Origin of the sequence: Pseudomonas sp. BS-2016, assembly GCF_001806145.1 — a bacterium.
In the GTDB taxonomy this organism is placed as follows: domain Bacteria; phylum Pseudomonadota; class Gammaproteobacteria; order Pseudomonadales; family Pseudomonadaceae; genus Aquipseudomonas; species Aquipseudomonas lundensis.
Window position 1 is genome coordinate 375,350 of the sequence record NZ_MLCT01000015.1, and the last position, 25,211, is coordinate 400,560.

Below are 25,211 nucleotides of genomic sequence, written 5' to 3' on the forward strand. Positions count from 1 at the left end.
CGGAGCTTGTCATGCTGCACGCAGAAAACCAGGATCGCCTCTATCTGATCGCCCCCAGCGACGAACAGCAGGCGTTGATCGAAGGGTTAGCCTTTAACGTTCAGGATCAGCATTGGCTGGTTTATTGCGCCCTCAGCGGTCACACCCATGTCGACTTGCCCGAACTGGACTTGCTCACGGGCGTCAGCCGTCTGGAGCTGTACGCCGAAGCAGCTTGAACCCTTCGCGCACAAAAAAGCCCGAACTCACCGAGTTCGGGCTTTTTGCTTTCTACCGTTACTCGCCCAGCAAACGACCCACTGAAGGGTCTTTGAATACGCGGGTCAAGGCATCGCTCAACACGTCGCTGACCAGCTTGGTGTTGGTTTCCTGATTCGGCGCCATGCCGAAACGCTGATCCAGCGACGCACCGTACCGACCGCTGTAAGTACGGCCGCCGTTCTTCACATCAGAACGGAACGTAGCGCCAATGGTCGCTTCAGTCACGTACATGGAGTCTTTGGGGGACTGGTACTTCAGTTCAGCCAGGGTCACCGTCAATTGCGGGGCATTCATCGCATTGGTGGTCGGGGTGTAACCCAGCAGGCGGACGGCGGCTTCAGCCTGGGCTTGCAGTTTGGGGATCAGGTCCGCACTGCTGACACTGATCGCGCTGGTTTCCGGGTACATGCCACCGCGGGTGCCCAGCGTCGGCGACGGACGGCCATCGACCACGCGGACAACCACTGGCTGGCCGCGGCCGACTGGCGCGAGCTGAGTGGTCAGCTTGGGTTGCGGGCTAAGTTGTTGCGGGCTGTGGGCGCAGCCGACCAGCGTCAAACTGGTCACAGTGATCAAACCGAACAACAGGCGTTGCAACATGCTCATCTCTCCAGGGCAAGGTCAAACTGGTCGCCAGTATAGCGGGGCCAACGGCCTGCAAACCAGCCGCTTGCTGTCACCCGGCTGTCATGCGCAGTACATCAGTGCGTCACGTCAACGTGGCAATCTCGGGGCACTACTGAAAGAGGGGTTTGCCATGAACTGGTTAAAGTCGTTGTTGAGCACCACCCGCCCCCACCGCCACTTTGCACGCCTGGACAGCAGCGGCCGCTGCCGCGCGTTCAAGCACTGCACGCAACCGCCGGTCGGCGATGGCTGGGTCGAAATCTCAGAAGTTCGGCTGAACTGGTTGCACCAGGTTTTACCGCCTGACGCCCGTGTGACCTCGCCTGCAACGCGTTCAAGGGTGCAACCGATGTGGGGTGTTTGACTCAATCACCAATAAAAGTCATTTAACAGGATCAATTGCCGACGTTTCTTCGCTACAATCTCCCCCCGATTATAAGGACGTCTCCTGATCGGGCCCCGCAACACCGTTGATACGCAGGTATCAGCACCCCAAAATCGCCCACAGAGAGCCGCCCACACAGACTGTGTAGCGCTGGCGCTTGCTTTTTTTCATGCAAACCACCACCTGTTAACAGTCTGCAGAGCTGCCATGTTGCTCGGCCACTGCGTTGTTCGCCCGCTATGCCACACCTGCCTTGCAGGTCGTACACGGGTTTGGTGCCAGGCATGCGGCAGCCCTTTTTTGAGGTTCACGTCTTCAAAAGAGCGTGAAAAAAAACGGGTTTTCACAACTTCACAAGAGTGTGGCGAGCAAATGAAAAGTTTTGCGTCTGAACATGCACCATTAGCGTCTGTTACAGCCCCATCCAGCAGGTCTGAAGTCAGCTTTACCGCACACGACTAAAGCCTGTCCGCTTACGGATTTGGTTGCCCAAACGGACGCTCTTGACCTTAAGTCGAATTGCCTCCCGCCCTGTGAAGTGCGTTCATATGAACCTTCAAGGCCCGGTTGGTGGCGTCCGCTGAAGCAGCAAGCAATTGCGATGAATCGGACATGGCGATCCTGGCCACGCGTGACCCGAGGCTCCACCTGATCCACGCCTCGGACCACCTGGCAGCTATGCCGTCAATTTGGTGCCGTAGATTTTGGAGACGCGTTAATGGCGCATAACGAAGCAGTCGACGTAGTACTGGTTGGAGCGGGCATCATGAGTGCCACCCTCGCCGTACTGCTCAAAGAGCTCGACCCCGGCATTTCGCTGGAAGTAGTAGAGCAAATGGACTCAGGTGCTGCGGAGAGTTCCAACCCGTGGAACAACGCAGGCACCGGCCATGCCGGGCTGTGTGAGTTGAACTACACGCCCCAGGCGGCCGACGGTTCGATCGACATCAAAAAAGCTGTGCACATCAATGCGCAGTTCGAAGTCTCGAAACAGTTTTGGGCCCACCTGGCGCAACAGGGGACCTTCGGTTCCTGCAAGTCCTTCATTAGCCCGGTGCCTCACCTGAGCTTTGTGCAAGGCGAAAAAGGCGTGTCCTTCCTGAAAAAACGTTTTGACGTGCTGAGCCAGCACCATGCGTTTGCAGACATGGAATACACCGAAGACAAAGCCAAAATGGCCGAGTGGATGCCGCTGATGATGCCGGGCCGCCCGGCAGATGAAGTCATTTCGGCAACCCGTGTGATGCACGGTACAGACGTCAACTTCGGCGCCTTGACCAAGCAGTTGCTCAAGCATCTGGCCAGCGCTGCGGACACGCAAATCAAGTACAGCCAAAAAGTCACTGGCCTCAAACGCAATGGCAGCGGCTGGACGGTGAGCGTCAAGGACATCAATAGCGGCAACACGCGCCATATCGATGCCAAGTTCGTGTTCCTGGGCGCAGGCGGTGCCGCCTTGCCATTGCTGCAAGCCTCGGGCATCGAAGAAAGCAAAGGGTACGGCGGCTTCCCGGTGAGCGGCCAATGGCTGCGTTGCGACAACCCGGAAGTGGTCAAGCACCACCAGGCCAAGGTGTATAGCCAGGCCGCAGTGGGCTCGCCGCCGATGTCGGTTCCACACCTGGACACCCGTGTCGTGGACGGCAAAAAATCCCTGCTGTTCGGGCCTTATGCCGGCTTCACCACCAAGTTCCTCAAGCATGGCTCGTTCCTCGACCTGCCGATGTCGATTCGCCTGGGCAACATCGGGCCAATGCTCGCCGTTGCGCGCGACAACATGGACCTGACCAAGTACCTGGTCAGCGAAGTGCGGCAATCGATGGAACAGCGCCTGGAATCCCTGCGCCGTTTCTATCCACAGGCCAAAGCCGAAGACTGGCGCCTTGAGATTGCGGGCCAGCGGGTTCAGATCATCAAGAAAGACCCGAAAAAAGGCGGTGTGCTGCAATTCGGTACCGAACTGGTCGCGGCCAAAGACGGTTCCCTGGCGGCACTGCTGGGTGCGTCACCGGGCGCATCGGTGACGGTATCGATCATGCTGGACCTGATCGAACGTTGCTTCGCGCAAAAAGCCACGGGCGAATGGGCTGCCAAGCTCAAGGAAATTTTCCCGGCGCGGGAAAAGGTGCTGGAAACAGACGCCGAGCTGTACCGTGAAATCAGCACCCGTAACTCCGAGTTGCTGGAGCTGGTGGCGCCGAACACCAGCATCGCGTAACGCGACCTTCGGGTTTCAGCGTCACGCTTAAACCCTCACCCTTTTTTGGGGTGAGGGTTTTTTATTGTTCGCGCACCGGTGCCGGATCACGGCCCCATGGTGAACAGGACGTGCGTTCCGCCGTTCCTCACAAAGTCATCGTCGTCAGTCACGGGGATCAACTCCGCGCTACAGAGGCTCAATACCTGCCCCGTCGAACGGGCATTGACCTGACGATTGCCTCTCGGATGGTCCGGGGTGAGATGGCTAAAACTGAACATACACACGCGCTCACCCTGGCGATAACTGAACGACTCATTGCCACGCGATTGCGGCAAATAGTAGGTCAACTCCTGACTGCCACCCGGCTCAATGACAAAATCATGCCCGGCATTGGCCGGGCTTTCCAGCCACGAAAAATCCTTCCCGGGGGCAATCGCCGCAGAGGTCGCATTGTGAATCTCGACCTCAAGCACCTCATCCAGGGCCATTGCCGGCGAGGCCATCACCCCCAGGCTCAACCCCATCAACAGCCGAGTAATAAACCGTTTTATCGCTTTCAACGTTGAAATCCTTTCACTGTTTTTTGCACCGCCCATCCTCCTGATGAGCAGCGAACAGACTGCCTGTCGACTTGAGTATTGATCGCCCACGAAAAAACACCCGGCGATCAAGGCTGCCAGGGGTGTAAGACAAATCGGTAATAAGCGAAGAGTTTGGCGTCGCAGCCTTAAAGGCTGCGACAACCGGCATACGTCAGGCGCGGGCGTTAGCGATCAGTTCGATGTACTCGGCAGCGTTGCGCTGATCCTTGATCACATCCACGAAGGTCTGGCCGTGTTCGTCCTTGCCATCGAGGTCAAAACCGGCTTCTTTAAAGAACGTCAGAAAACGCTCGAAATCGTCGATACGCAATCCGCGATAGGCCTTGATCAATTTGTGCAGCGAAGGGGACGTCGCGTCCACGGGCTCGAAGTCCAGGAACAACTTGATCTGCTCATCGCCGATCTCATCGCCAATCAACTGTTTCTTGTCTTTACGCATGTCCGACTCCAGCTTGCTGATACTTCACGGGGCCCGCAGTTTACCCAAGCCTCAACGAGCGCGCACGCTGCCGGTGTGCAAGTCAGCCCAGATATGGCCGTTGGCATAGGTCAAAAACTGGCAATACACCGTGTCATTGCGCAGCAGGTCCATCACCACGCGGTACTGCGTCATGGGGTACGACAGCGTCAGGGTTCTGGTTGTGCTGTCAAACGCGGGTTTTTTCAGGCTTTTGCTTTCTCCGTCAAACGAGATCAACACCTCGCGCACCGTCGCGCCCTGGCTCATCGGTTTGCCTTTCAAGCGGACAAACAATGGCGAGGTCACGGGAATCGGCTGTTGATTGGACTGGCGTTGACTGCCCACAACCACCGAATAGGACGTCACCAGCATTAACTGCTGCTGTTCAGGTTTTTCGGTGCGCAACTGCTGGTCATCAGTAGGCAAAAACTGCGAGTGCAAGAGTTGAGTTGTCGCAGGCGCAGCAGTCAAAGGCAGGCTGGCCATCAACACAATAGGTGCAACGTAACGCGATAAACGGCTCATGACGTGCTCCGCAAGTCGAAGCCAGCACTCTAGCACGCTGGCTGCCACTGTTTAGTGCGCAGAACCGCACGTCGCCACTGTCATTTCTGACAGGGTGACTGACCCAGGTGGATGTGGATTACTGAGAAGGCTTCATTTGCACATGATTTTTTTGCTGTTCATATCATTCACAAGGAAGATTTATGAAAAGTGAAAAGGGTACAAACGTTGGCAAAAAAGATTTGAAAGAAAAAGCCCATTACACGCCGCCCTCAACCACCACCCTACCCGCTCCCCAAGTACCGGAGTCAGACGCCAGTGTGCTGCACTACTCAGGGGGTGTAGGTTACTACGCCGTTCATATCGGCACTTCGGCACTCGTCGCAAATGTAACCCTGGAACTGATCGTCCAGCTCTACAGACAACAGAACAACGGCGGCAACACGTGGTTTTACGAGCACACGGTGACAGCAGAGGAAGCCAGTGCACAAAAAGCGGTGATTAATATCCACCGCGCCATCTTAAATCCGAACAATTACGAAACCGTCACCCTAAGTTATGAAGTGAGCGGTCAGACTTCCAGCGGCGTCACATTTACCTTGGCTGAATAATCGTCATAGGTCTGCAGGTTTCCCGTTTGCAGGGGCATGTGAGCTGCAAACGGGAACGCACGGCCTCTGTTCAAAAGCCGGCAGCCAGTCAGCGACGTACTGGTCGCTTCTGCAATTTGCGCTGCAAGGTGCGGCGGTGCATGCCCAGGGCACGGGCGGTGGCCGAAATATTGCCTTCATGCTCGCCCAATACGCGCTGGATGTGCTCCCACTGCAGGCGGTCAACCGACATGGGGTTGTCCGGCACCAGAGCATCCAGATCAGCATGCTGGGTCAACAGGGCGGCCAGTACGTCGTCGGCATCCGCAGGTTTGCACAAGTAGTTGCACGCGCCCCGCTTGATCGCTTCAACGGCAGTGGCAATGCTCGAATACCCCGTCAGAATCACCACCCGCATTTCCGGGTCAAGCTCCAGCAACTTGGGCAGCAACACCAGCCCCGAATCACCGTCCATTTTCAAATCCAGCGCAGCAAAATCAGGCAGATCCTGCTTGGCCAGCTCTAACCCTTCCTCCGCAGAACCCGCCGTGCTGACGCGAAAACCGCGCCGGCTCATGGCGCGTGCCATCACACGGGTGAACGTTGCGTCATCATCCACCAACAACAGATGCGGCAGTTCTTCGCCTTCGACCTGGATTTCTTCACTCATTTTCGTTTCCTCGGGCGACACGAGGCAGGCGCAGCTCGGTGAGCGTCCCGCCATCCTCATGACTGTAGAGTTTTACCGAGCCGCCGGCGCGTGTCACGCTGGCTTTGCTCAAAAATAGGCCAAGGCCGAAACCTTTGCCCTTGGTGGTAAAAAAGGGTTTGCCAATTTGCTCGGCGATAGCCAACGGTACACCTGCACCGTGGTCGCGGATACTGATGGTCAAGTCCACCGCATCCCAGTCCACCGTGACTTCAAGGCCTTCCGGGCAAGCGTCTGCTGCATTGTTGAGCAGGTTAAGCAAGGCCTGAGTCAAATCCGGCGGTGGCGCCAGACGCGGAACCGGGGCATGCCCCAGGCACTTGAAGCGATAGGTCGCTTCAGGGCGCATCAAATGCCAACGATTCAACGCTTCATCCAGCCACTGGGTAACGTCCTGAACTTCAACCGCCAAGCGACGATTTGCTTCTGCCGCGCGCACCAGCTGTTGCAAGGTTTCCTTGCACAATTTGACCTGATCTTGCAAAACGCTCAGGTCGTCCTGTAACTCTGGGTCCGGGTGTTCACGGCGCATTTCCTTGAGCAATACGCTCATGGTCGACAGCGGCGTACCCAGCTCGTGGGCCGCGCCTGCTGCTTGGGTCGCCACGGCCAACAATTGCTTGTCACGTAGCCCCTCCTCACGGCGCAGCGCCCGCAACTCCTCCTGACGCCGCAGCTCTTCGGCCATACGCGCAGCGAAGAAGGTGATGACGGCTGCCGAGAGGGCAAAACTCAGCCACATTCCGTAGATCTGTAATTTTTCGCGGAAGAAAGCGCCCGTATCCAGCGGATAGGACTGCACCAGCAGCAACGTGTAGAGCGCCAGCGCGATCCCGGACAATGCCACGGAAAACCGCCACGGCAGCGTCACGGCAGCAATGGTCAACGGCACCAGGTAATAAGAAACGAACGGATTGGTCGAGCCGCCGGAGAAATACAACAGTGCGCTGTGGATAAACAGATCACACGTCAGTTGCAGCGCGTATTCCAGCTCGGTGACAGGCCAGGTGGTGCGCAAGCGGATTGCGGTAAACGCACACAACAGCATCGAGCACCCGAGGGTTATACACAGCTGAAACCAGGGCAGCGGCAACCAATCAAACAGGTAGGCGATCCCCACCGAACCCGCTTGGGCAGCGAGGACCAAGGTGCGGATAATCGTAAGGCGCCAGAGGTTCTGACGGGCAGCAGACATTAACTGTACGGGGGCGAGCATGAGCTCTCCTGATGAGCGCTCCAGGCGGATCGCCGGGAGTATAACCAAGCTGATGGCCCCGCAGGCAAAAGTGCGGCAATGGGCCACAGTGTTTTTTCACAAATACGGGCTACTCACCCCGCGCTTGCACACGGTATGCCGTCTGAAACCCGACAGGTCGCATATGTATTGAAAATGTAAACAGGCGAACTGAATCCGGCGTTCTACAGTCTGATGCTTCAGATGCAGGCCAGCACGCCTACGCCTGCCGATCTCATTCAAGGAGCCTTCATGTCCACTTTCCCTCGCACTGCCGCCCTTCTGACCCTGAGCCTCGGCGCACTGGCCAGCCTGCCCGCACTGGCTGCCGATGATTTGCATTACAACCAGGTGTCTTTGCGCGCCGAAGCCAGTCAGGAGGTTGCGCGCGACTTGATGATCGTTACGCTCTATACCGAGGCGCAAAACGCCGACGCCGCCAAACTGGCCGCTGAAATCACCACGGCCATGAACAAGGCAATTGGCCAGGCCAAGCAGGTCAAGGACGTGACGCTGCGCCAGGGCAGTCGCAACAGTTACCCGGTCTACGACAACAAATCGCAAAAGATCACCGGTTGGCGTGAACGCGCCGAACTGCGTCTGGAAAGCTCCGATTTCGCAGCCCTGTCCAAACTCACTGGCGAGCTGATGCAAACCCTGAAAATGGGCAACATGCAGTTCGCCGTCGGTAATGCTGCGCGCAAAACCAGCGAAGATGCGCTGCTCAAAGAGGCGGTCAATGCATTCAAGGCTCGCGCCCAATTGGCCACAGACGCGTTGGGCGGCAAGGGCTACAAAATTGTCAGCCTGAACCTCAACAGCAACGGCTATCCGCAGCCGTTCATGCGCGGCCCGATGATGATGAAAGCGGCCGCCGCCGACATGGAATCCGCACCGACCCCGGACATCGAAGCGGGCACCAGTGAAGTCAGCATGAGTGCCGACGGTGTGATTGAGGTGCAAATGCAGTAACCGCTCGATTCACAACCTGTAAGCCCCTGAGACGGCCACGCCTCAGGGGCTTTTTTGCGTGCGCGAAAAACCCTACAGACCCTTCATGCGCAGAAACCAGTGAAGACTTACGCAACAAATCATCTCTGACTGACAGCTTTTTAACGAGAGAGTCTAGATAAGTAACAGTCACGCCCCAAAATCGTGCAACGACGGTTTCAGCGCTGCCTACAAACATTACAAAATGCGTCAAAAAGCCGGACGCAAACGATCAAATGCGTCATAAATTACATAAAAGCGACATTCTTGTACGATCGTTCCACGAATTACCGGTTCAAGGCAGAAGGCATCTTGCAATGGGTATGGGCCGTGCATAAGTATCGCCGGGTCGACTCACAAGGTCGCCCTCAAACCAAAAATGACAAAAATCATGAGGCCACCATGTTCAAACACGCGGTCATTCCGTTTTTAGTGGGCGCCAGCCTGCTGGCAAGCGCACCTTTCGCTCACGCGGCGTCCAATCTGGTGTTTTGCTCTGAAGGCAGTCCAGCCGGTTTTGACCCGGGCCAATACACCACCGGGACCGATTTCGATGCAGCGGCCGAGACCATTTACAACCGTCTGAGCCAGTTCGAACGCGGCGGCACCAAGGTTGAACCCGGCCTCGCCACGAGCTGGGACATCTCCCCCGACAACCTGACCTACACCTTCCATCTGCGTGACGGGGTCAAGTTCCACACCACCCCGTACTTCAAGCCCACCCGCGAGTTCAATGCCGACGACGTGGTTTTCACGTTCACCCGCATGCTCGACAAGAACATGCCGTTCCGTAAGGCATACCCGACCGAATTCCCTTACTTCACCGACATGGGCATGGATAAAAACATCGCCAAGGTGGAGAAAATCGACGACAAGACCGTCAAGTTCACGCTGAACGGTGTCGATGCCGCGTTCATTCAAAACCTGGCCATGAGCTTTGCCTCTGTGCAATCTGCCGAGTACGCCGAAAAACTGTTGAAAGAAGGCAAACCGTCGGACATCAACCAGAAACCGGTAGGAACAGGCCCGTTCGTATTCAAGAGCTACCAAAAAGACTCGAACATCCGCTACACCGGCAACAAGGACTACTGGAAGCCAGAAGACGTCAAAATCGACAACCTGATTTTTGCCATTACCACTGACCCTTCGGTGCGTATCCAGAAGCTCAAAAAGAACGAATGCCAGGTCACCCTCTTCCCGCGTCCAGCCGACCTCAAGGCACTCAAAGAAGACCCGAACCTGAAAATGCCTGACCAGGCAGGCTTCAACCTTGGCTATGTCGCTTACAACGTGATGGACAAAATCAAGGGCAGTAACGAGCCTAACCCGATGGCTCAACTCAAGGTCCGCCAGGCGCTGGACATGTCGGTCAACAAACAGCAAATCATTGACTCGGTGTATCAGGGCGCAGGTCAGTTAGCCGTTAACGGCATGCCACCGACCCAGTGGTCGTACGACGACACCATCAAGGACGTCCCGTACAACCCCGAAAAAGCCAAAGAACTGCTCAAGGAAGCGGGCATCAAGGAAGGCACCGAAATCGTCCTGTGGGCCATGCCGGTGCAACGACCGTACAACCCCAATGCCAAGCTGATGGCTGAAATGCTGCAGTCCGACTGGGACAAAATTGGCATCAAGGCCAAGATCGTCAGTTATGAATGGGGCGAGTACATCAAGCGTTCCAAAGGCGGCGAAAACGGCGCCATGATCATCGGCTGGAGCGGCGACAACGGTGACCCGGACAACTGGCTTGGCGTACTGTTTGGCTGCGATTCACTGAGTGGCAATAACTTCTCCAAGTGGTGCAACCTTGATTACGACAAGCTGATCAAGGCGGCCAAAGGCACGACAGATGTTGAAGAGCGCACAAAACTGTACAAACAGGCGCAGCAACTGCTCAAGGCACAAGTGCCGATGACACCTATCGCGCACTCGACGGTATATCAACCCATGCGCAGCAACGTGCAGGACTTCAAGATCAGCCCGTTTGGCTTGAACTCGTTCTACGGGGTCAGCGTTACCAAGTAAGCAAGGACCTGGCAGTGCGGTTCAGCACCGCACTGCTATCTCTGCCAGGACGGCGGAAATCCCCTTCATCCTGAAGCCACTCTGTACTACAGCAGAGGCTATAGGACGCCGAGACATTTCCTACGCTCCTGTCAGGCCCGACGCATTTACGCATGTCCATCGACCGCTTATGGTTTTTGAACACATGTTGTATTGCGCCGAGGTAAACGCCGTAGCTGATGATGTCGACGCCCTGAGAACAACGACCGTGCAAGGCGTTTGCTCAGGACTTAATAACAAGAAAAAGGATTGGGATCGCAATGCGTAACCATTTGGTTTTATCGGCTTTGCTCAGCGCAGGCGTCATAGCAGGCAGCCCTCTGGCACACGCTGCAAACAGCCTGGTGTTCTGCTCTGAAGGCAGCCCGGCCGGATTTGACACCGCGCAGTACACCACCGCCACGGACAACGATGCCTCCAACCCGATTTACAACCGCCTGGCCGAATTTGAAAAAGGCGGCACCGCCGCCGAGCCAGCGCTGGCGACCCGCTGGGACATTTCCGAAGATGGCCTGACGTACACCTTCCATCTGCGCCCGAACGTAAAGTTTCACACCACCAAATGGTTTACCCCGACGCGCGACTTTAACGCGGACGACGTGCTGTTCACGTTCAACCGCATGCTTGATCCCGAACACCCGTTTCGCAAGGCGTATCCCACCGAGTTCCCTTACTTCAGCAGCATGAGCCTGGACAAGAACATCGCCAGCGTTAAAAAGACCGACCCGATGACCGTCGTCATGACACTCAACTCGGTCGACGCTGCATTCATCCAGAACATCGCCATGAACTTTGCCGCGATTCTGTCTGCCGAATACGCCGATCAACTGCTCAAGAAGGGCAAGCCAAGCGAGATCAATCAAAAACCGGTCGGCACCGGCCCTTATGCGTTTCAGCGTTATCAGAAAGACTCGAACATTCGCTACGTCGCCAACAAGGACTATTGGGACCCGAGTCAGGTCAAGCTCGACAACCTGATTTTCTCAATCAACACCGACGCCTCGGCGCGCATGCAAAAGCTGCGTAAAAACGAATGCCAGGTCTCGCTCAATCCCCGCCCGGCCGACGTGGCCAGCCTCAAAAGCGACCCCACACTGCAGGTCATCGAAAAGCCCGGTTTCAACCTTGGCTACATCGCCTACAACGTGCAGCACAAACCGTTCGATCAACTTGAAGTACGTCAGGCGCTGGACATGGCCGTGAACAAGGACAGCATCCTGCAGGCCGTGTATCAAGGCGCTGGCCAGAAAGCCGTGAACGCCATGCCGCCGACGCAGTGGTCCTACGACGACACCATCAAGGACGCGCCTTATAACCCTGAAAAAGCCCGCGAAATGCTCCGCGCCGCCGGGGTCAAGGAAGGCACTGAAATCACCCTGTGGGCCATGCCGGTGCAACGCCCGTATAACCCCAATGCCAAGCTGATGGCTGAAATGCTGCAATCGGACTGGGGCAACGTCGGGCTCAAGGTCAAGATCGTCAGCTACGAATGGGGCGAGTACATCAAACGCACCAAAAATGGCGAGCACGACATCAGCCTGATTGGCTGGACCGGCGATAACGGTGACCCGGATAACTGGCTGGGCACCCTGTACAACTGCGATGCCATTGGTGGCAACAACTACTCCATGTGGTGCAACAAGGAGTACGACGCATTGGTCAAGAACGCCAAGATCATCACCGACCGCGATCAGCGCACAGTCTTGTACAAACAGGCCCAACAGTTACTTAAACAGCAAGTCCCGATCACCCCCATTGCCCACTCGACGGTTAATCAGCCGCTGAGCGCCAAAGTGCAAGGGTTCGCCGTGAGCCCGTTTGGCCGTAACGCTTTCTCCGGCGTGAGCATCGCCGACTAACCCCTACCCGACTCTTGTCAGTGTCTTCAGGCCGCTTGGGGCGGCCAGGAGAACACTGTAGCCAAGTGACCCTTGGCAAACGTTTGCAATGTGCTAACTCGTTCCACAACAGCCAGCTCAATTCATAAAGAGCGGCAATAAAAAAAGAAGCAGAGGAGCCTCAACCATGAGAGTCACAAGCAGCGCGTTACTGGCCTTATCCATCAGCAGCCTTGCGGCGATGGCGAATGCCGAAGAGGTAAGTCAGACATTTGTGCCCACGCAATTGAAAACCGGTGCCAGCAGCCAAAGCGAAGCCAACGGCTTTATCGAAGGGCAAAGCTTGAGCGGCACGACCCGCAACTGGTACGCCAACGAACTCAAGCGCAATAACGGCCGCTTCACCTACAACGATCACGGCGTCGAAAAAACCACACCGCGCCGTATCAACTGGGTGCAAGGCACCATTCTTGATTACAGCTCGGGGTTCACCCAGGGCACCGTTGGCTTCAGCACCGAGGTCGCGGCCTACAACGCAATCGCCCTTGACCGGGATGTGAATGACATCGCCGGCAAGAACAACCGCACCCTGACCCACAGTGACGGCGATGCCGTTGGCCAGTGGAGCAAGCTCGGGCTGGCGAACGTCAAGGCCCGTATCTCCAACACCACGCTGGTGGTGGGCCGACAGAACTTCAGCAGCCCGACCATCGATGTGATCGGCAACCGTGCCCTGCCGTCCAGCTTCCAGGGGGTAGCCCTGCATAGCGAAGAGTTCAACAACCTGTCCTTCGACGCGGGCTCTTTTGACCGCGTCTCGCCGCGTACCGAACAAGGCTTGAAGAAGTTTCGCAGCGAATACGGCGCTACCGGGGTCGAGACCGATCGCGCCAGCGTCGCCGGCCTCAACTATCAACCGTTCCAAAGCCTGAAGACCTCGCTGTACGCCACGCATGTTGAAGACTTCTGGAACCAGTACTACTTCGGTGCCGTGCATGACCTGGGCGACAACGCCGTGCTGGGGTTGAACACCAACTTCAACTACTACAAGACCCTGGACACGGGCAGCAAGGCCATGGGGGAGATCAACAATGACACCTTCAGCCTGGCATTCGGTCTGACCCATCAGGCGCATACCGTGACCCTGTCCTACCAGCAAGTGATCGGCGACGAGTACTTCGACTACCTGCATGAAACCAACGGCATCTACCTGGCCAACTCCCTGCTGTCGGACTTCAACGGCCCGAACGAGAAGTCGGTGCAACTGGCTTACAGCATCAACATGGCGCAGTACGGCATCCCGGGCCTGAAGTTCAATGCCTACCACGCGCGCGGCTTTGACATCGACGGCACCAAATACAAAGGCACCGCCTACGACGTCAAGAACATGAACGGCGAAGACCACTCCGAATACAGCATTGGCACGTCATATGCTATTCAAAGCGGACCACTGAAAGCCACGGCGATTCGTGCGACCTACACCACGCACCGCGCCAGCCGGTTCCAGGCCGATGGAAACATCAACGAGTTCCGTTTGGTTACCACCATTCCGTTCAACATTCTTTAACCACCTGGCGGCTGTGCCTGGCGCGACACGTCAGGCACAGCCGCTACGCTGGCCCAACCGATTGAAGAGGGTTGCCATGAAACGACTTCCACTACGCTCGGCCCTTGCCGTGGCAGTGTTCAGCACCGCGCTCAGCGTTTCAGCCAAACCGTTGGTGGTCTGCACTGAAGCCAGCCCCGAAGGTTTCGACATCGTTCAGTACACCACTGCCGTCACCGCCGATGCTTCGGCCGAGACCATCCTCAATCGTCTGGCAGACTTCAAACCCGGCACCACCGACGTAGAACCCGCCCTCGCGGAACGTTGGGAGATCAGCCCTGACGGATTGGAGTACACCTTTTACCTGCGCCCCGGCGTGAAATTTCACACCACCAGTTACTTCAAACCGACCCGCACCCTGAACGCCGATGATGTGGTCTGGAGCTTTCAGCGCCAGCTGGACCCGAATCACCCGTGGCACGACAAATCGCTGGTCGGCTACCCCTACTTTGAAAGCATGGGGTTTAAAAACCTGCTCAAGAGCGTCGAAAAAGTCGACGACATGACGGTCAAAATCACGCTCAACCATGCCGAATCGCCCTTCTTGCGCGACATCGCCATGCCGTTCAACTCGATCTATTCGGCCGAATACGCCGATCAACTGCTCAAAGCCGGCAAAACCAGCGAGCTGAACAGCAAACCCATCGGCACCGGCCCGTTTATTTTTGTGCGCTATAACAAGGACGCGCAGGTCCGCTTCAAAGCCAACCCTGAGTACTTTCGCGGCAAACCACCGAGTGATGTGCTGATTTTCGCTGTCACCACCGACAGCAACGTGCGCCAGCAAAAGCTCAAAGCCAACGAATGCCAGATCGCGCTGTACCCAAAGCCGGATGAAGTCGGCAACATCAAGAAAGATCCGAACCTGAAAGTCGACGAAATGGCAGCGCTGATGACCAGCTACATCGCCATGAATACCCGCCACAAATACCTGGACGATGTGCGCGTGCGCAAAGCCATCGACATGGCATTCGACAAAGAGACGTACCTGACTTCCGTTCACGGCAAAGGCAACGCGATACCGGCCATCAACCCCTACCCGCCCACAATGCTGGGGTTCAACACCGCCATTGAACACCCGCCCCGCGACCTGGACAAAGCCCGTGCCCTGCTCAAGGAAGCCGGGGTGCCCGAGGGGCAGGTCTTTACCCTCTTTACCCGCAACGGCGGCGGCCCGACCAATCCTAATCCGATGCTCGGGGCCCAGCTATTGCAGTCAGACCTTGCCAAGATCGGCATCAAACTGGACATTCGCGTCATGGAATGGGGCGAGATGCTCAAGCGCGCCAAAAATGGCGAACATGATCTGGTGTCCACCGGCTGGGGCGGCGACAACGGCGATCCGGACAACTTCCTGACCCCGCTGCTCAGCTGCGAAGCCGCCAAAAATGGCGAAAACTACGCCCGCTGGTGCAACAAGGACTTTGAAGCCCTGATCACCAAAGCCCGTAACATCACTGAACCCGCCGAACGGGCGGCACTCTATGAACAGGCCCAGGTGCTCTTTAATCAGGACCAGCCCTGGATCAACGTCGTACACCCCATGCTCTTTACCGCCCGACGCAACAACGTCGAGGGCTATGTACTTAGCCCGCTGACGAACAACAACTTCGCCACCACCCGGGCGAAGTAGAACAATAAAACACCCGCCAGCGTTCATCCGGGCCCTGGCGGTCCTGCCTAACCGGCTGATGAGGTACACCACACGATGTTTAGTTTTATTGCCCGCCGAATAGGGCTCCTGATCCCTACGTTCTTCGGCATCACCCTGCTGACGTTCGCCCTGATTCGCATGATCCCCGGCGATCCGGTCGAAGTCATGATGGGGGAACGTCGGGTCGATCCAGAGATGCATGCTCAGGCCATGGAACGACTGGGCCTGAACAAACCGCTCTACGAACAGTATTTCGACTACGTGACCAAGCTCGCCCACGGCGATCTGGGCGAATCGTTGAGAACCCGCGAAAGCGTGTGGACCGAATTTACCGCGCTGTTCCCCGCCACCCTTGAACTGTCGATGGCCGCGCTGTTGTTCGCCGGTGTACTCGGGCTGCTGGCCGGGGTCATCGCAGCGCTCAAGCGAGGCTCGCTATTTGACCATGGGGTGATGGGCATCTCCCTCGCGGGGTATTCGATGCCGATCTTCTGGTGGGGCCTGATCCTCATCATGTTCTTCTCCGTGAGCCTGGGATGGACCCCGGTGTCCGGGCGTATCGACCTGCTCTACGACATCGAGCCCAAAACCGGCTTCATGCTGATTGACACCTTGCTCAGCGATGAACCCGAAGCCTTCTGGGACGCGTTGCACCACATGATTCTGCCCGCCATCGTGCTGGGCACCATCCCGCTGGCCGTGATCGCGCGCATGACCCGTTCCTCCATGCTCGAGGTGCTGCGCGAAGATTACATCCGTACCGCCCGCGCTAAAGGCCTGTCACCCGCACGCGTGGTTTTCGTACACGGCTTGCGCAATGCGCTGATCCCGGTATTGACCGTGGTAGGCCTGCAAGTCGGCACCCTGCTGGCGGGCGCTGTACTGACTGAAACCATCTTCTCGTGGCCGGGCATCGGCAAATGGCTGATCGAAGCCATTGGCGCCCGGGACTATCCCGTGGTGCAAAACGGCATCCTGTTAATCGCCTGCCTGGTGATTCTGGTCAACTTCGTGGTGGACATCCTCTACGGCTTTGCCAACCCTCGCATCCGTCATCAGCGCTGAGATCATGACCATGAGCACACCTACCCCTGCTACCGCCGTGGATCAAAGCCTGCTTTATCCATCGCCTTACAAAGAATTCTGGCACGCGTTTTCCCGCAACAAGGGCGCCGTGGCCGGCCTGATCTTCATGAGCATCATCGTGTTCTGCGCGATTTTTGCGCCATGGGTCGCCCCGCATAACCCGAGCGAGCAATACCGCGATTTCCTGCTGACGCCACCGGCGTGGCTTGAAGGCGGGCAAATGCAATTTCTGCTGGGCACCGATGAACTGGGCCGTGACTTGCTGTCGCGACTGATCGAAGGCTCGCGCCTGTCCCTGCTGATCGGTCTGTCGTCAGTGGTCATCTCGTTGATTCCGGGTGTGATCCTCGGCCTGTTCGCCGGGTTTTTCCCGCGCTTTCTCGGCCCCGGCATCATGCGCTTGATGGACATCATGCTGGCCCTGCCTTCATTGCTGCTGGCGGTGGCGATTGTCGCCATCCTCGGCCCTGGCCTGATTAACACCGTGATCGCCATTGCCGTGGTGTCGTTGCCTTCTTACGTACGCCTGACCCGCGCAGCGGTCATGGGCGAACTGAACCGCGACTACGTGACCGCCGCCCGTCTGGCGGGTGCCAGCCTGCCGCGCTTGATGTTCGTCACGGTACTGCCCAACTGCATGGCGCCGCTGATCGTTCAGGCCACCCTGAGTTTCTCTTCGGCCATCCTCGACGCAGCGGCCCTGGGCTTTCTGGGCCTGGGCGTACAGCCGCCAACCCCCGAGTGGGGCACCATGCTGGCCTCGGCCCGCGATTACATCGAACGCGCTTGGTGGGTCGTCAGCCTGCCCGGCCTGACCATTTTGCTCAGCGTGCTGGCAATCAACCTGATGGGCGACGGCCTGCGCGATGCGCTGGACCCGAAACTCAAGAACGCCGCCTGAGGAGATTCCCATGTCACTGTTAGAAATCAAGAATCTCAACGTCCGTTTTGGCGACGCCAAGGCGGTGCCAGTGGTCGACGGGTTGAGCCTGTCTGTGGATAAAGGTGAAGTACTGGCCATCGTCGGCGAATCGGGTTCGGGCAAATCCGTGACCATGATGGCGCTGATGGGGTTGATCGAGCACCCTGGCCTCGTCACCGCCGACGCACTGAACTTCGACGGTAAGAACATGCTGACCCTGAACCCGCGTCAACGGCGGCAAATTGTCGGCAAGGACATGGCCATGGTCTTTCAAGACCCCATGACCGCACTCAACCCCAGCTACACCGTGGGCTTTCAAATCGAAGAAGTGCTGCGCCTGCACCTGAAAATGTCCGGCAGGGCCGCACGCAAACGCGCCATCGAGCTGCTGGAAAAGGTTGAAATCCCCGGCGCGGCCAGCCGCATGGACGCCTACCCGCACCAATTGTCCGGGGGCATGAGCCAGCGCGTGGCAATCGCCATGGCCATTGCGGGCGAGCCCAAATTGTTAATTGCCGACGAACCCACAACGGCACTCGACGTGACCATTCAGGCGCAAATCATGGACCTGCTGCTCAACCTGCAACGCGAGCAGAACATGGGCCTGGTGCTCATCACCCACGACCTGGCGGTCGTGGCTGAAACCGCCCAGCGCGTGTGCGTGATGTATGCAGGCCAGGCGGTGGAAATCGGTCAGGTGCCGGGGTTGTTTGACGTCCCCGCGCACCCTTATAGCGAGGCGTTGCTGGCCGCCATTCCGGAACACAGCATGGGCGCTTCACGTCTGTCTACCCTGCCCGGCATCGTGCCGGGCCGCTATGACCGCCCGCAAGGCTGCCTGCTGTCGCCGCGCTGCCCGTACGTTCAGGACACCTGCCGTCAACAGCGTCCGGCGCTGGAACCCAAAGCCAACAGCCAGGTGCGCTGCTTCTTCCCCTTGAATCAGGAGGTGGCGTAATGACTGTCGTTCTTACCGCCCGCGACCTAACCCGTCACTACGAAGTGTCCCGTGGCCTGTTCAAGGGCCATGCACTAGTGCGCGCCCTCAATGGCGTGTCGTTTGAACTGGAAGCAGGCAAAACCCTGGCCGTGGTGGGAGAGTCCGGATGCGGCAAGTCCACCCTTGCCCGCGCGCTGACGCTGATTGAAGAGCCGTCGTCCGGCTCGCTGAAAATCGCCGGGCACGAGGTCGCCGGGGCTAACAAGGCCGAGCGCAAACAGCTGCGTAAAGACGTGCAGATGGTGTTCCAAAGCCCCTATGCGTCACTTAACCCCCGTCAGAAAATCGGTGATCAACTGGCCGAACCCCTGCTGATCAATACCTCGCTGAGCGCTGCCGAACGGCGCGAAAAAGTGCAGGCAATGATGAAGCAAGTCGGCTTGCGGCCTGAGCATTATCAGCGCTATCCGCACATGTTCTCCGGCGGTCAACGCCAGCGAATCGCCTTGGCCCGCGCCATGATGCTGCAACCCAAAGTGCTGGTGGCCGACGAACCGACGTCCGCCCTCGACGTATCGATCCAGGCACAAGTGCTCAACTTGTTCATGGACCTGCAGCAAGAGTTCAATACAGCCTATGTGTTCATCTCGCACAACCTGGCAGTGGTGCGGCACGTAGCCGATCAAGTGTTGGTGATGTACCTCGGCCGCCCGGTGGAAATGGGGCCCAAAGAGGAGATCTACACTCGGCCGCTACACCCCTATACCCAAGCGCTGCTGTCAGCCACCCCGACCATTCATCCCGATCCGCTGAAGCCGAAAATCAAGATCGTCGGGGAGCTGCCTAACCCGCTTAACCCGCCTTCAGGTTGCGCATTTCACAAGCGCTGCCCCTATGCGACAGCGCTGTGCAGCACGGATGAACCCGCATTGCGCTTGCTCGATAACCGCCAGGTGGCCTGCCACTACGCCGAGCAATTCCTCACTTAATACGGGCTAAAGAATACGAGCTAAAGAAAAACGCGCCTGTTCAGAGGCGCGTTTTTTATTCAGCTGTTGGAGGAACCTCAAGGACTAGTACTGACCATCGCTGGACTTGCCGTGATCAACACTGTCATCGTCCTTGCGATCGGTCTTGCCGTCCTCGCTATGGGTGGTGCTGTCAACCGCGTCTTCATCGCCATCGACCTGATCATCATCCCCCGCGCTTCCTCCCTGCCCTTGATCACCCGGTTCGGATTCCGATTTGTAAATCGCATTGACCGTTGGCCCCGGCACACCGGTTGCAGAAAACCCGGCGGCCTGACCTTGCAGCGGATTGCTCGCCCACGCCGTTGAGGCGCTCACTGTCAGCAACATCATGATTTTTAACAACATGACAAAACGTTGATAAATCCTCATGTAGAACTCTCCCTGAATGCTCAAGCGCACGCGTGAATAGCTGAGACGTCACCGCTGTTACGCCTCGTGGAGGTTTTAAAAATAGTCGCTGAAAGACGTCTTCGCCAACTTTCAAGGCGAGCATTCCAAAACGTGACCGTTAGATCAGCTCGTACTAGAGGTTATCGCTGATCTTTATATAGCCACGTTTATGCACGAAAACGGGCGCTGCTTTTAATCGACTTTATTTAACTTCAGGAAACCCCCAAGCACCGTCATCGCCTTTAACGCCTTGAGTCGTGCTGCCATCTTTGAACGTAAACAGACCGGTATTGTCATTAAAGCTATCGCCATTCTCATAGGTCGTAACGCCATCGGCTGTAGTGATACTTCCGTCACTATTTTTTTGCGCACCTTCAGGCAGTGTGTCTGAGCCTCCTGAACCCTTCTCATCACCTTGCGCGCCTTTCCCGTCCGGAAACGTCCACTCACCACTGCTATTTTTTACACCTTGCACGGACTCGCCCGTAGAAAAGGTGTAGATGCCCGTTTTGTTGTCCAATGTATCGCCCGTTTTCGAGACCCAAACACCATCCGCTCGGGTGGTACTGCCATCAGGATGCTTGACCGAACCATCAGGCATAACGGTAGTGCCGTCGGGATGAGTAACAGAACCGTCTGCATTTTGCTGACTGCCTTCGGGGTGTTTAACGGTTCGCTTGCCGGTAATCTGATCAACAACGATCTCAACAGCAGCAGGCGCAACGAAATTCGCCAGAATGAACTGCAGGGCCTCGCTGATCTGGCCTCGACCACCACCCGTGGTTGCCGGATTGGTTACGGGAGGCTTAACCGGGGGCTTAACGGGAGGCTTGACTGGAGGTTTTACAGGGGGTTTCACCGGTGGCTTTATCGGAGGTTTTGCCGGGGGGGAAACAGGAGGTTTAAACGGCGGCTTCGTGCCGGCTGGATGCCCCGTTAGCTTCGGAGGCTTCAAAGGTTTAAGACTTAACTTCAAGCTCGCCATCTTCGCGTCTGAAACGTCGCTTTCTTCTGTTTGCGCGTCATTGTGCGCCGAACCAACAGTCAAGCCATCCTGCTCATTGAGCAACTCACATTCCTCTTCATCGACACGTTTAGCCGTGTCGTTTTCCTTTATTTGAAAGCCTGGTTTATCGTCGAATCCATTCATGTCTTTATCGTCCTTAAAGCCATCATCTTGACAGCTACCTTCTTATTCAACTTACCTACATTGGCAGTTGAAGTTGTTATGCATCTATTAAGAAACACTAAAACGAAACTGCCTAAAAGCGAGTGCTCACACAACAAAGAGCATTAATACAAGACTCATCTCTGCTTGTACGACAACACCCCTCAGACTTTTCTGTAGGATTGCGCAAACAACATGCTCCTGTCGTGTGGCTACCCCACCCGTCCCACTCAACGCTGCTGTGTTGAGCGTTATCAACGCGTCCGTTTTTCGATAGGCCTAAATGCAATCAGAACCGAACTCAAAAAAAAGACCCAAAAAAAATGCCAGTCAGCAGAACTGACTGGCATTCAACGCAGACATCGCCTGCGTTATCGAGGGGTCACACCTTAGTGATGCTCACGTGTCGCGCGGAACTTCACATCAGGCCAACGCTCTTCCATCAATGCGAGGTTAACCCGCGTCGGTGCGAGGTAGGTCAAGTGACCGCCGCCGTCGAGCGCAAGGTTTTCCACCGCTTTGACGCTGAATTCTTCCAGCTTCTTCTTATCGCTGCATTCGATCCAGCGCGCCGACCACACCGTGATCGGCTCGTAGGAGCATTCCACTTTGTATTCTTCCTTCAGACGGCTCGCTACCACGTCGAACTGCAGCACACCCACCGCACCCAGAATGATGTCGTTGCTGCGCTCGGGGAAGAACACCTGAGTGGCGCCCTCTTCGGCCAGTTGCTGCAAACCCTGGCGCAATTGCTTGGACTTGAGCGGGTCGCGTAGACGTACGCGACGGAACAGTTCCGGGGCAAAGTGCGGGATACCGGTAAAGCTCAGGCTCTCGCCTTCGCTGAACGTGTCGCCGATCTGGATGGTGCCGTGGTTATGCAGGCCGATGATGTCACCAGCGTAGGCTTCTTCGAGCTGTTCACGCTCCGAGGAGAAGAACGTCAAAGCGTCGCCGATGCGCACATCCTTGCCGGTGCGGACGTGGCGCATCTTCATGCCTTTTTCGTACTTGCCCGAGCAAATACGCATGAAGGCGATTCGGTCGCGGTGTTTTGGGTCCATGTTCGCCTGAATCTTGAACACGAAGCCGGTGAATTTTTCTTCTTCCGGCTCAACCGTACGCTCGTTGGCCACACGGGCCAGAGGCATTGGCGCCCAGTCCACCACCGCATCCAGGACATGGTCGACACCGAAGTTGCCCAAGGCTGTACCGAAGAAGACAGGAGTCAGTTGACCGTCGAGGAATTCTTGCTGGTTGAATTCATGGCAGGCGCCCTGGACCAGTTCCAGTTGATCGACAAAACGGTCGTACTCGTCACCCAGATGCGCACGCGCCTCGTCGGAGTCGAGCTTCTCGATGATTTTGACGTCGGTGCGTTCGTGGCCATGACCGGCGGTGTACACAATGATGTAGTCGCCCGCCAGGTGATAAACACCCTTGAAGTCGCGGTAGCAACCAATCGGCCAGGTGATCGGCGCCGCCTTGATTTTGAGTACGGCTTCGATTTCGTCCAGCAGCTCGATCGGGTCGCGGATGTCCCGGTCGAGTTTGTTGATGAAGCTGACGATCGGTGTATCACGCAGACGGCAAACGTCCATCAGGGCGATGGTGCGCGGTTCGACACCTTTACCGCCATCGAGCACCATCAAAGCAGAGTCGACGGCTGTCAGCGTACGGTAGGTGTCTTCCGAGAAGTCTTCGTGGCCCGGGGTGTCGAGCAGGTTGATCATGTGGTCGCGATACGGGAACTGCATGACCGACGTGGTAATCGAGATACCCCGTTGTTTCTCCATTTCCATCCAGTCGGAGGTGGCATGGCGGTCGGACTTTCGCGATTTCACCGTACCGGCAACGGCAATGGCCTTGCCCATCAGCAAGAGTTTCTCGGTGATGGTGGTTTTACCCGCATCGGGGTGGGAAATGATGGCGAAAGTGCGGCGTTTCGCGACTTCGGCGGCCTGATGGGTCATGGGAAATCGCCTGACGATTGATTCAAAAAAGGGCGCGTATTATAGCCCAAATCCGGCATCCGCAGCCACCGTTGGTGCCTTGGTCTGAATCACAAGGGTGGCAATGTGCCGTAAAAAATGTGAACCTTTTGAGCGGTGGAGGCGTCCACTCTCCTGATAAGACATACCGTCAGGGGCTGAAATATCAGCAAGTTAGCCTGACGAGGCTGCGCTAATGACAGGCGATGCCGGCGTTTACTCTGCCCCCGCCTGTTGCTCTTCGCGAACACATTGTCGGCAGCCAGGAATGGCGTTGCCACACGAGAATGTGTCCGCCGACTAAAAAAAAGGAGTCCGCCTGTGGCTAATCGCTATGGAAAAGGGCTTATAGGTTGCGTGGCAGTTGTCGCCCTCCTGGCCCTGTTGGTCCATTGGATCGGCATCAGCACTATCGAACACTATCAAGATGATCTGTTGTTCTACCTGCAAGCCCATCTGTACCTCGTACTCGTTTCAATGCTCGCCGCCCTCCTCGTAGGGATACCCGCCGGCATTTTCCTCAGCCGACCTTCAATGGCCGGACGTGCGGAACGCTTCATGCAAGTCTTCAACATCGGCAACACCGTCCCGCCGCTGGCTGTACTGGCCATTGCACTGGGCTTTCTGGGGATCGGTAGCGGCCCCGCCATCTTCGCCCTGTTTCTCGCCTCGTTGCTGCCCATTGTGCGCAACACCTACGAAGGCTTGAAGAACGTCCAGGGTTCACTCAAAGAAGCCGCCGTCGGCATTGGCATGACCCCGCGCCAAGTGCTTTGGCGCGTCGAGTTACCCAACGCCGTGCCCATCATCATGGGCGGTGTGCGGGTTGCACTGGCGATCAACGTCGGGACTGCGCCACTGGCGTTCCTGATCGGCGCCAACAGCCTGGGCAGCCTGATTTTCCCCGGCATCGCCCTCAACAATCAGCCGCAATTGATCCTCGGCGCCGCGTGTACTGCGCTGCTGGCATTGCTGCTCGACGGCTTGGTGATACTCATCAGCCGCCAATGGTTGGAACGCGGTCTGCGACCTGTTTAGGTCGGGCTGAGCATAGGAAAACCCATGAAAAAAATAAGCTTGTTTTTAGGCTGCATCCTGCTGTGCGCAGGAATTGTGCAGGCCGCTGAAAAACCTTTGATCCGCATCGGGGCACGGGTATTCACCGAGCAAACACTGCTCGCTGAAATCACCTCGCAATACCTCAACGCCAAGGGCTATAACGCGCAAGTCACGGGCGGGCTGGGCAGCAGCCTGGCACGGTCGGCCCAGGAATCGGGACAGCTGGACATGGTGTGGGAATACACCGGGGTCTCGCTGGTGGCGTACAACCACATCACTGACAAACTCGACAGCCAGCAATCCTACGACCGCGTTAAAGAAGTCGACGCCAAGCAAGGCTTGATCTGGCTGCACCCGTCCAAGTTCAGCAACACCTTTGCATTGGCGCTACCGCAAAAAGTGGCTGAGCAATACCCGCAGATCAACAGCATCAGCGACCTGAACAAAGCCCTGCGCGACCCTGAGCACGAAACGGCCTTGGTGGCGCTGGACACCGAATTTGCCAACCGTTCTGACGGACTGGGCGGGCTGGTCAAGCTCTACGACATGGACTTGACCCGTCGCAACATTCGCCAAATGGACGCCGGTCTCGTCTACACCGCGCTGAAAAACAGCCAAGTGTTTGCCGGTCTGGTCTACACAACCGACGGCCGTTTGAGTGCGTTCAACCTCAAGCTGCTGAACGATGACCTGCATTACTTCCCGGACTACACCGCCGCTCCCGTCGTGCGTAAAGCCTATCTGGATCAGCACCCGGATCTCGAAAGCCTGCTCAAGCCGCTGGCCGACCTGTTTGACGATGAAACCATGCGTCAGCTTAACGCCCGGGTCGACGTGGACCACGAAAGCCCGTCCAAAGTGGCCGCCGACTTCCTGCGCCAACACCCGCTCAACTGA

Annotated in this window: 24 protein-coding genes; 15 read left to right on the top strand and 9 right to left on the bottom strand. The window is 57.0% G+C overall.

Annotation, left to right across the window (positions count from 1 at the left end):
* Positions 1-11: 11 nt before the first annotated feature.
* The gene (locus BKD70_RS07150) at positions 12-218 is read left to right on the top strand and encodes a hypothetical protein (RefSeq protein ID WP_047273727.1); all 207 of its coding nucleotides are present in this window, start codon (positions 12-14) and stop codon (positions 216-218) included.
* Between the two features lie 58 nt (positions 219-276).
* On the opposite strand, the gene BKD70_RS07155 is transcribed toward BKD70_RS07150, so the two are convergent.
* On the bottom strand, positions 277-861 hold the full coding sequence (locus tag BKD70_RS07155) for a YajG family lipoprotein (protein ID WP_047273725.1): 585 nt from the start codon (positions 859-861) through the stop codon (positions 277-279).
* A 157-nt stretch (positions 862-1,018) separates the two neighbouring features.
* Here BKD70_RS07155 and BKD70_RS07160 point away from each other — a divergent pair, with 157 nt between their 5' ends.
* Positions 1,019-1,252 (top strand): hypothetical protein, encoded by a 234-nt coding sequence (locus BKD70_RS07160; RefSeq protein ID WP_047274279.1) that lies wholly within the window; start codon positions 1,019-1,021, stop codon positions 1,250-1,252.
* 739 nt (positions 1,253-1,991) lie between these two features.
* Entirely contained in the window at positions 1,992-3,491 is a 1,500-nt protein-coding gene (mqo, locus tag BKD70_RS07165; protein WP_047273723.1) for a malate dehydrogenase (quinone), read from the top strand.
* A gap of 86 nt (positions 3,492-3,577) precedes the next feature.
* Here mqo and BKD70_RS07170 read toward each other — a convergent pair whose 3' ends face one another.
* The 3 genes from BKD70_RS07170 to BKD70_RS07180 form a co-directional block, all read right to left on the bottom strand.
* Positions 3,578-4,033, bottom strand: coding sequence for a hypothetical protein (locus BKD70_RS07170; RefSeq protein ID WP_047274277.1), 456 nt, complete (start codon positions 4,031-4,033; stop codon positions 3,578-3,580).
* Between the two features lie 193 nt (positions 4,034-4,226).
* Complete coding sequence (locus BKD70_RS07175; protein WP_047273721.1) at positions 4,227-4,514, bottom strand: PA4642 family protein; 288 nt, start codon at positions 4,512-4,514, stop codon at positions 4,227-4,229.
* Between the two features lie 51 nt (positions 4,515-4,565).
* Positions 4,566-5,060, bottom strand: a complete 495-nt coding sequence (locus BKD70_RS07180; protein WP_047273719.1) for a hypothetical protein — start codon at positions 5,058-5,060, stop codon at positions 4,566-4,568.
* Between the two features lie 182 nt (positions 5,061-5,242).
* On the opposite strand from BKD70_RS07180, the gene BKD70_RS07185 reads away from it, so the two are divergent.
* Positions 5,243-5,650 carry a hypothetical protein gene (locus BKD70_RS07185; protein ID WP_047273717.1) on the top strand — a complete coding sequence of 136 codons (408 nt, stop codon included), beginning with the start codon at positions 5,243-5,245 and terminating at the stop codon, positions 5,648-5,650.
* A gap of 88 nt (positions 5,651-5,738) precedes the next feature.
* Here BKD70_RS07185 and BKD70_RS07190 read toward each other — a convergent pair whose 3' ends face one another.
* Positions 5,739-6,299 carry a response regulator transcription factor gene (locus BKD70_RS07190; protein ID WP_047273716.1) on the bottom strand — a complete coding sequence of 187 codons (561 nt, stop codon included), beginning with the start codon at positions 6,297-6,299 and terminating at the stop codon, positions 5,739-5,741.
* The gene (locus BKD70_RS07195; RefSeq protein WP_047273714.1) at positions 6,292-7,554 is read right to left on the bottom strand and encodes an ATP-binding protein; all 1,263 of its coding nucleotides are present in this window, start codon (positions 7,552-7,554) and stop codon (positions 6,292-6,294) included. The genes BKD70_RS07190 and BKD70_RS07195 overlap by 8 nt, the downstream gene beginning before the upstream one ends.
* 270 nt (positions 7,555-7,824) lie before the next feature.
* Here BKD70_RS07195 and BKD70_RS07200 point away from each other — a divergent pair, with 270 nt between their 5' ends.
* The 9 genes from BKD70_RS07200 (at position 7,825) to BKD70_RS07240 (ending at position 19,664) form a co-directional block, all read left to right on the top strand.
* Positions 7,825-8,544 carry an SIMPL domain-containing protein gene (locus tag BKD70_RS07200; protein ID WP_047273711.1) on the top strand — a complete coding sequence of 240 codons (720 nt, stop codon included), beginning with the start codon at positions 7,825-7,827 and terminating at the stop codon, positions 8,542-8,544.
* Positions 8,545-8,964: 420 nt separating this feature from the next.
* Complete coding sequence (locus tag BKD70_RS07205) at positions 8,965-10,590, top strand: ABC transporter substrate-binding protein (RefSeq protein WP_047274275.1); 1,626 nt, start codon at positions 8,965-8,967, stop codon at positions 10,588-10,590.
* A 299-nt stretch (positions 10,591-10,889) separates the two neighbouring features.
* Positions 10,890-12,488 carry an ABC transporter substrate-binding protein gene (locus BKD70_RS07210; RefSeq protein WP_047273710.1) on the top strand — a complete coding sequence of 533 codons (1,599 nt, stop codon included), beginning with the start codon at positions 10,890-10,892 and terminating at the stop codon, positions 12,486-12,488.
* A gap of 166 nt (positions 12,489-12,654) precedes the next feature.
* Positions 12,655-14,034, top strand: a complete 1,380-nt coding sequence (locus BKD70_RS07215; protein WP_047273708.1) for an OprD family porin — start codon at positions 12,655-12,657, stop codon at positions 14,032-14,034.
* A 76-nt stretch (positions 14,035-14,110) separates the two neighbouring features.
* On the top strand, positions 14,111-15,706 hold the full coding sequence (locus tag BKD70_RS07220; protein ID WP_047273706.1) for an ABC transporter substrate-binding protein: 1,596 nt from the start codon (positions 14,111-14,113) through the stop codon (positions 15,704-15,706).
* Between the two features lie 75 nt (positions 15,707-15,781).
* Positions 15,782-16,792 carry an ABC transporter permease subunit gene (locus BKD70_RS07225; protein WP_047273705.1) on the top strand — a complete coding sequence of 337 codons (1,011 nt, stop codon included), beginning with the start codon at positions 15,782-15,784 and terminating at the stop codon, positions 16,790-16,792.
* Positions 16,793-16,802: 10 nt separating this feature from the next.
* On the top strand, positions 16,803-17,714 hold the full coding sequence (locus BKD70_RS07230) for an ABC transporter permease subunit (protein WP_047273702.1): 912 nt from the start codon (positions 16,803-16,805) through the stop codon (positions 17,712-17,714).
* A gap of 10 nt (positions 17,715-17,724) precedes the next feature.
* Positions 17,725-18,693 (top strand): ABC transporter ATP-binding protein, encoded by a 969-nt coding sequence (locus BKD70_RS07235; RefSeq protein ID WP_047273700.1) that lies wholly within the window; start codon positions 17,725-17,727, stop codon positions 18,691-18,693.
* Positions 18,693-19,664 (top strand): peptide ABC transporter ATP-binding protein, encoded by a 972-nt coding sequence (locus tag BKD70_RS07240; RefSeq protein WP_047273698.1) that lies wholly within the window; start codon positions 18,693-18,695, stop codon positions 19,662-19,664. Before BKD70_RS07235 ends, BKD70_RS07240 begins: the two co-directional genes overlap by 1 nt.
* A gap of 84 nt (positions 19,665-19,748) precedes the next feature.
* Here BKD70_RS07240 and BKD70_RS07245 read toward each other — a convergent pair whose 3' ends face one another.
* The 3 genes from BKD70_RS07245 to BKD70_RS07255 all read right to left on the bottom strand — a co-directional run bounded on the left by BKD70_RS07245 (position 19,749) and on the right by BKD70_RS07255 (position 23,237).
* The gene (locus BKD70_RS07245) at positions 19,749-20,075 is read right to left on the bottom strand and encodes a hypothetical protein (protein WP_047273697.1); all 327 of its coding nucleotides are present in this window, start codon (positions 20,073-20,075) and stop codon (positions 19,749-19,751) included.
* Between the two features lie 223 nt (positions 20,076-20,298).
* Complete coding sequence (locus BKD70_RS07250) at positions 20,299-21,246, bottom strand: hypothetical protein (RefSeq protein ID WP_052892210.1); 948 nt, start codon at positions 21,244-21,246, stop codon at positions 20,299-20,301.
* Positions 21,247-21,653: 407 nt separating this feature from the next.
* Positions 21,654-23,237 (bottom strand): peptide chain release factor 3, encoded by a 1,584-nt coding sequence (locus tag BKD70_RS07255; RefSeq protein ID WP_047273695.1) that lies wholly within the window; start codon positions 23,235-23,237, stop codon positions 21,654-21,656.
* A gap of 339 nt (positions 23,238-23,576) precedes the next feature.
* On the opposite strand from BKD70_RS07255, the gene BKD70_RS07260 reads away from it, so the two are divergent.
* Together BKD70_RS07260 and BKD70_RS07265 are read left to right on the top strand one after the other, a co-directional pair.
* On the top strand, positions 23,577-24,293 hold the full coding sequence (locus BKD70_RS07260; protein WP_047273694.1) for an ABC transporter permease: 717 nt from the start codon (positions 23,577-23,579) through the stop codon (positions 24,291-24,293).
* A gap of 24 nt (positions 24,294-24,317) precedes the next feature.
* Positions 24,318-25,211: a glycine betaine ABC transporter substrate-binding protein gene (locus BKD70_RS07265; RefSeq protein WP_047273692.1), complete on the top strand. Its 894-nt coding sequence runs from the start codon at positions 24,318-24,320 to the stop codon at positions 25,209-25,211.

What these genes read in the sequence shown, in the direction of transcription:
- BKD70_RS07150 (WP_047273727.1), top strand. Translation starts at nt 12, where the DNA reads ATGCTGCACGCAGAAAACCAGGATCGCCTCTATCTGATCGCCCCCAGC.
- BKD70_RS07155 (WP_047273725.1), bottom strand. Translation starts at nt 861, where the DNA reads ATGTTGCAACGCCTGTTGTTCGGTTTGATCACTGTGACCAGTTTGACG.
- BKD70_RS07160 (WP_047274279.1), top strand. Translation starts at nt 1,019, where the DNA reads ATGAACTGGTTAAAGTCGTTGTTGAGCACCACCCGCCCCCACCGCCAC.
- mqo (WP_047273723.1), top strand. Translation starts at nt 1,992, where the DNA reads ATGGCGCATAACGAAGCAGTCGACGTAGTACTGGTTGGAGCGGGCATC.
- BKD70_RS07175 (WP_047273721.1), bottom strand. Translation starts at nt 4,514, where the DNA reads ATGCGTAAAGACAAGAAACAGTTGATTGGCGATGAGATCGGCGATGAG.
- BKD70_RS07180 (WP_047273719.1), bottom strand. Translation starts at nt 5,060, where the DNA reads ATGAGCCGTTTATCGCGTTACGTTGCACCTATTGTGTTGATGGCCAGC.
- BKD70_RS07185 (WP_047273717.1), top strand. Translation starts at nt 5,243, where the DNA reads ATGAAAAGTGAAAAGGGTACAAACGTTGGCAAAAAAGATTTGAAAGAA.
- BKD70_RS07190 (WP_047273716.1), bottom strand. Translation starts at nt 6,299, where the DNA reads ATGAGTGAAGAAATCCAGGTCGAAGGCGAAGAACTGCCGCATCTGTTG.
- BKD70_RS07195 (WP_047273714.1), bottom strand. Translation starts at nt 7,554, where the DNA reads ATGCTCGCCCCCGTACAGTTAATGTCTGCTGCCCGTCAGAACCTCTGG.
- BKD70_RS07200 (WP_047273711.1), top strand. Translation starts at nt 7,825, where the DNA reads ATGTCCACTTTCCCTCGCACTGCCGCCCTTCTGACCCTGAGCCTCGGC.
- BKD70_RS07205 (WP_047274275.1), top strand. Translation starts at nt 8,965, where the DNA reads ATGTTCAAACACGCGGTCATTCCGTTTTTAGTGGGCGCCAGCCTGCTG.
- BKD70_RS07210 (WP_047273710.1), top strand. Translation starts at nt 10,890, where the DNA reads ATGCGTAACCATTTGGTTTTATCGGCTTTGCTCAGCGCAGGCGTCATA.
- BKD70_RS07215 (WP_047273708.1), top strand. Translation starts at nt 12,655, where the DNA reads ATGAGAGTCACAAGCAGCGCGTTACTGGCCTTATCCATCAGCAGCCTT.
- BKD70_RS07220 (WP_047273706.1), top strand. Translation starts at nt 14,111, where the DNA reads ATGAAACGACTTCCACTACGCTCGGCCCTTGCCGTGGCAGTGTTCAGC.
- BKD70_RS07225 (WP_047273705.1), top strand. Translation starts at nt 15,782, where the DNA reads ATGTTTAGTTTTATTGCCCGCCGAATAGGGCTCCTGATCCCTACGTTC.
- BKD70_RS07230 (WP_047273702.1), top strand. Translation starts at nt 16,803, where the DNA reads ATGAGCACACCTACCCCTGCTACCGCCGTGGATCAAAGCCTGCTTTAT.
- BKD70_RS07235 (WP_047273700.1), top strand. Translation starts at nt 17,725, where the DNA reads ATGTCACTGTTAGAAATCAAGAATCTCAACGTCCGTTTTGGCGACGCC.
- BKD70_RS07240 (WP_047273698.1), top strand. Translation starts at nt 18,693, where the DNA reads ATGACTGTCGTTCTTACCGCCCGCGACCTAACCCGTCACTACGAAGTG.
- BKD70_RS07245 (WP_047273697.1), bottom strand. Translation starts at nt 20,075, where the DNA reads ATGAGGATTTATCAACGTTTTGTCATGTTGTTAAAAATCATGATGTTG.
- BKD70_RS07250 (WP_052892210.1), bottom strand. Translation starts at nt 21,246, where the DNA reads ATGAATGGATTCGACGATAAACCAGGCTTTCAAATAAAGGAAAACGAC.
- BKD70_RS07255 (WP_047273695.1), bottom strand. Translation starts at nt 23,237, where the DNA reads ATGACCCATCAGGCCGCCGAAGTCGCGAAACGCCGCACTTTCGCCATC.
- BKD70_RS07265 (WP_047273692.1), top strand. Translation starts at nt 24,318, where the DNA reads ATGAAAAAAATAAGCTTGTTTTTAGGCTGCATCCTGCTGTGCGCAGGA.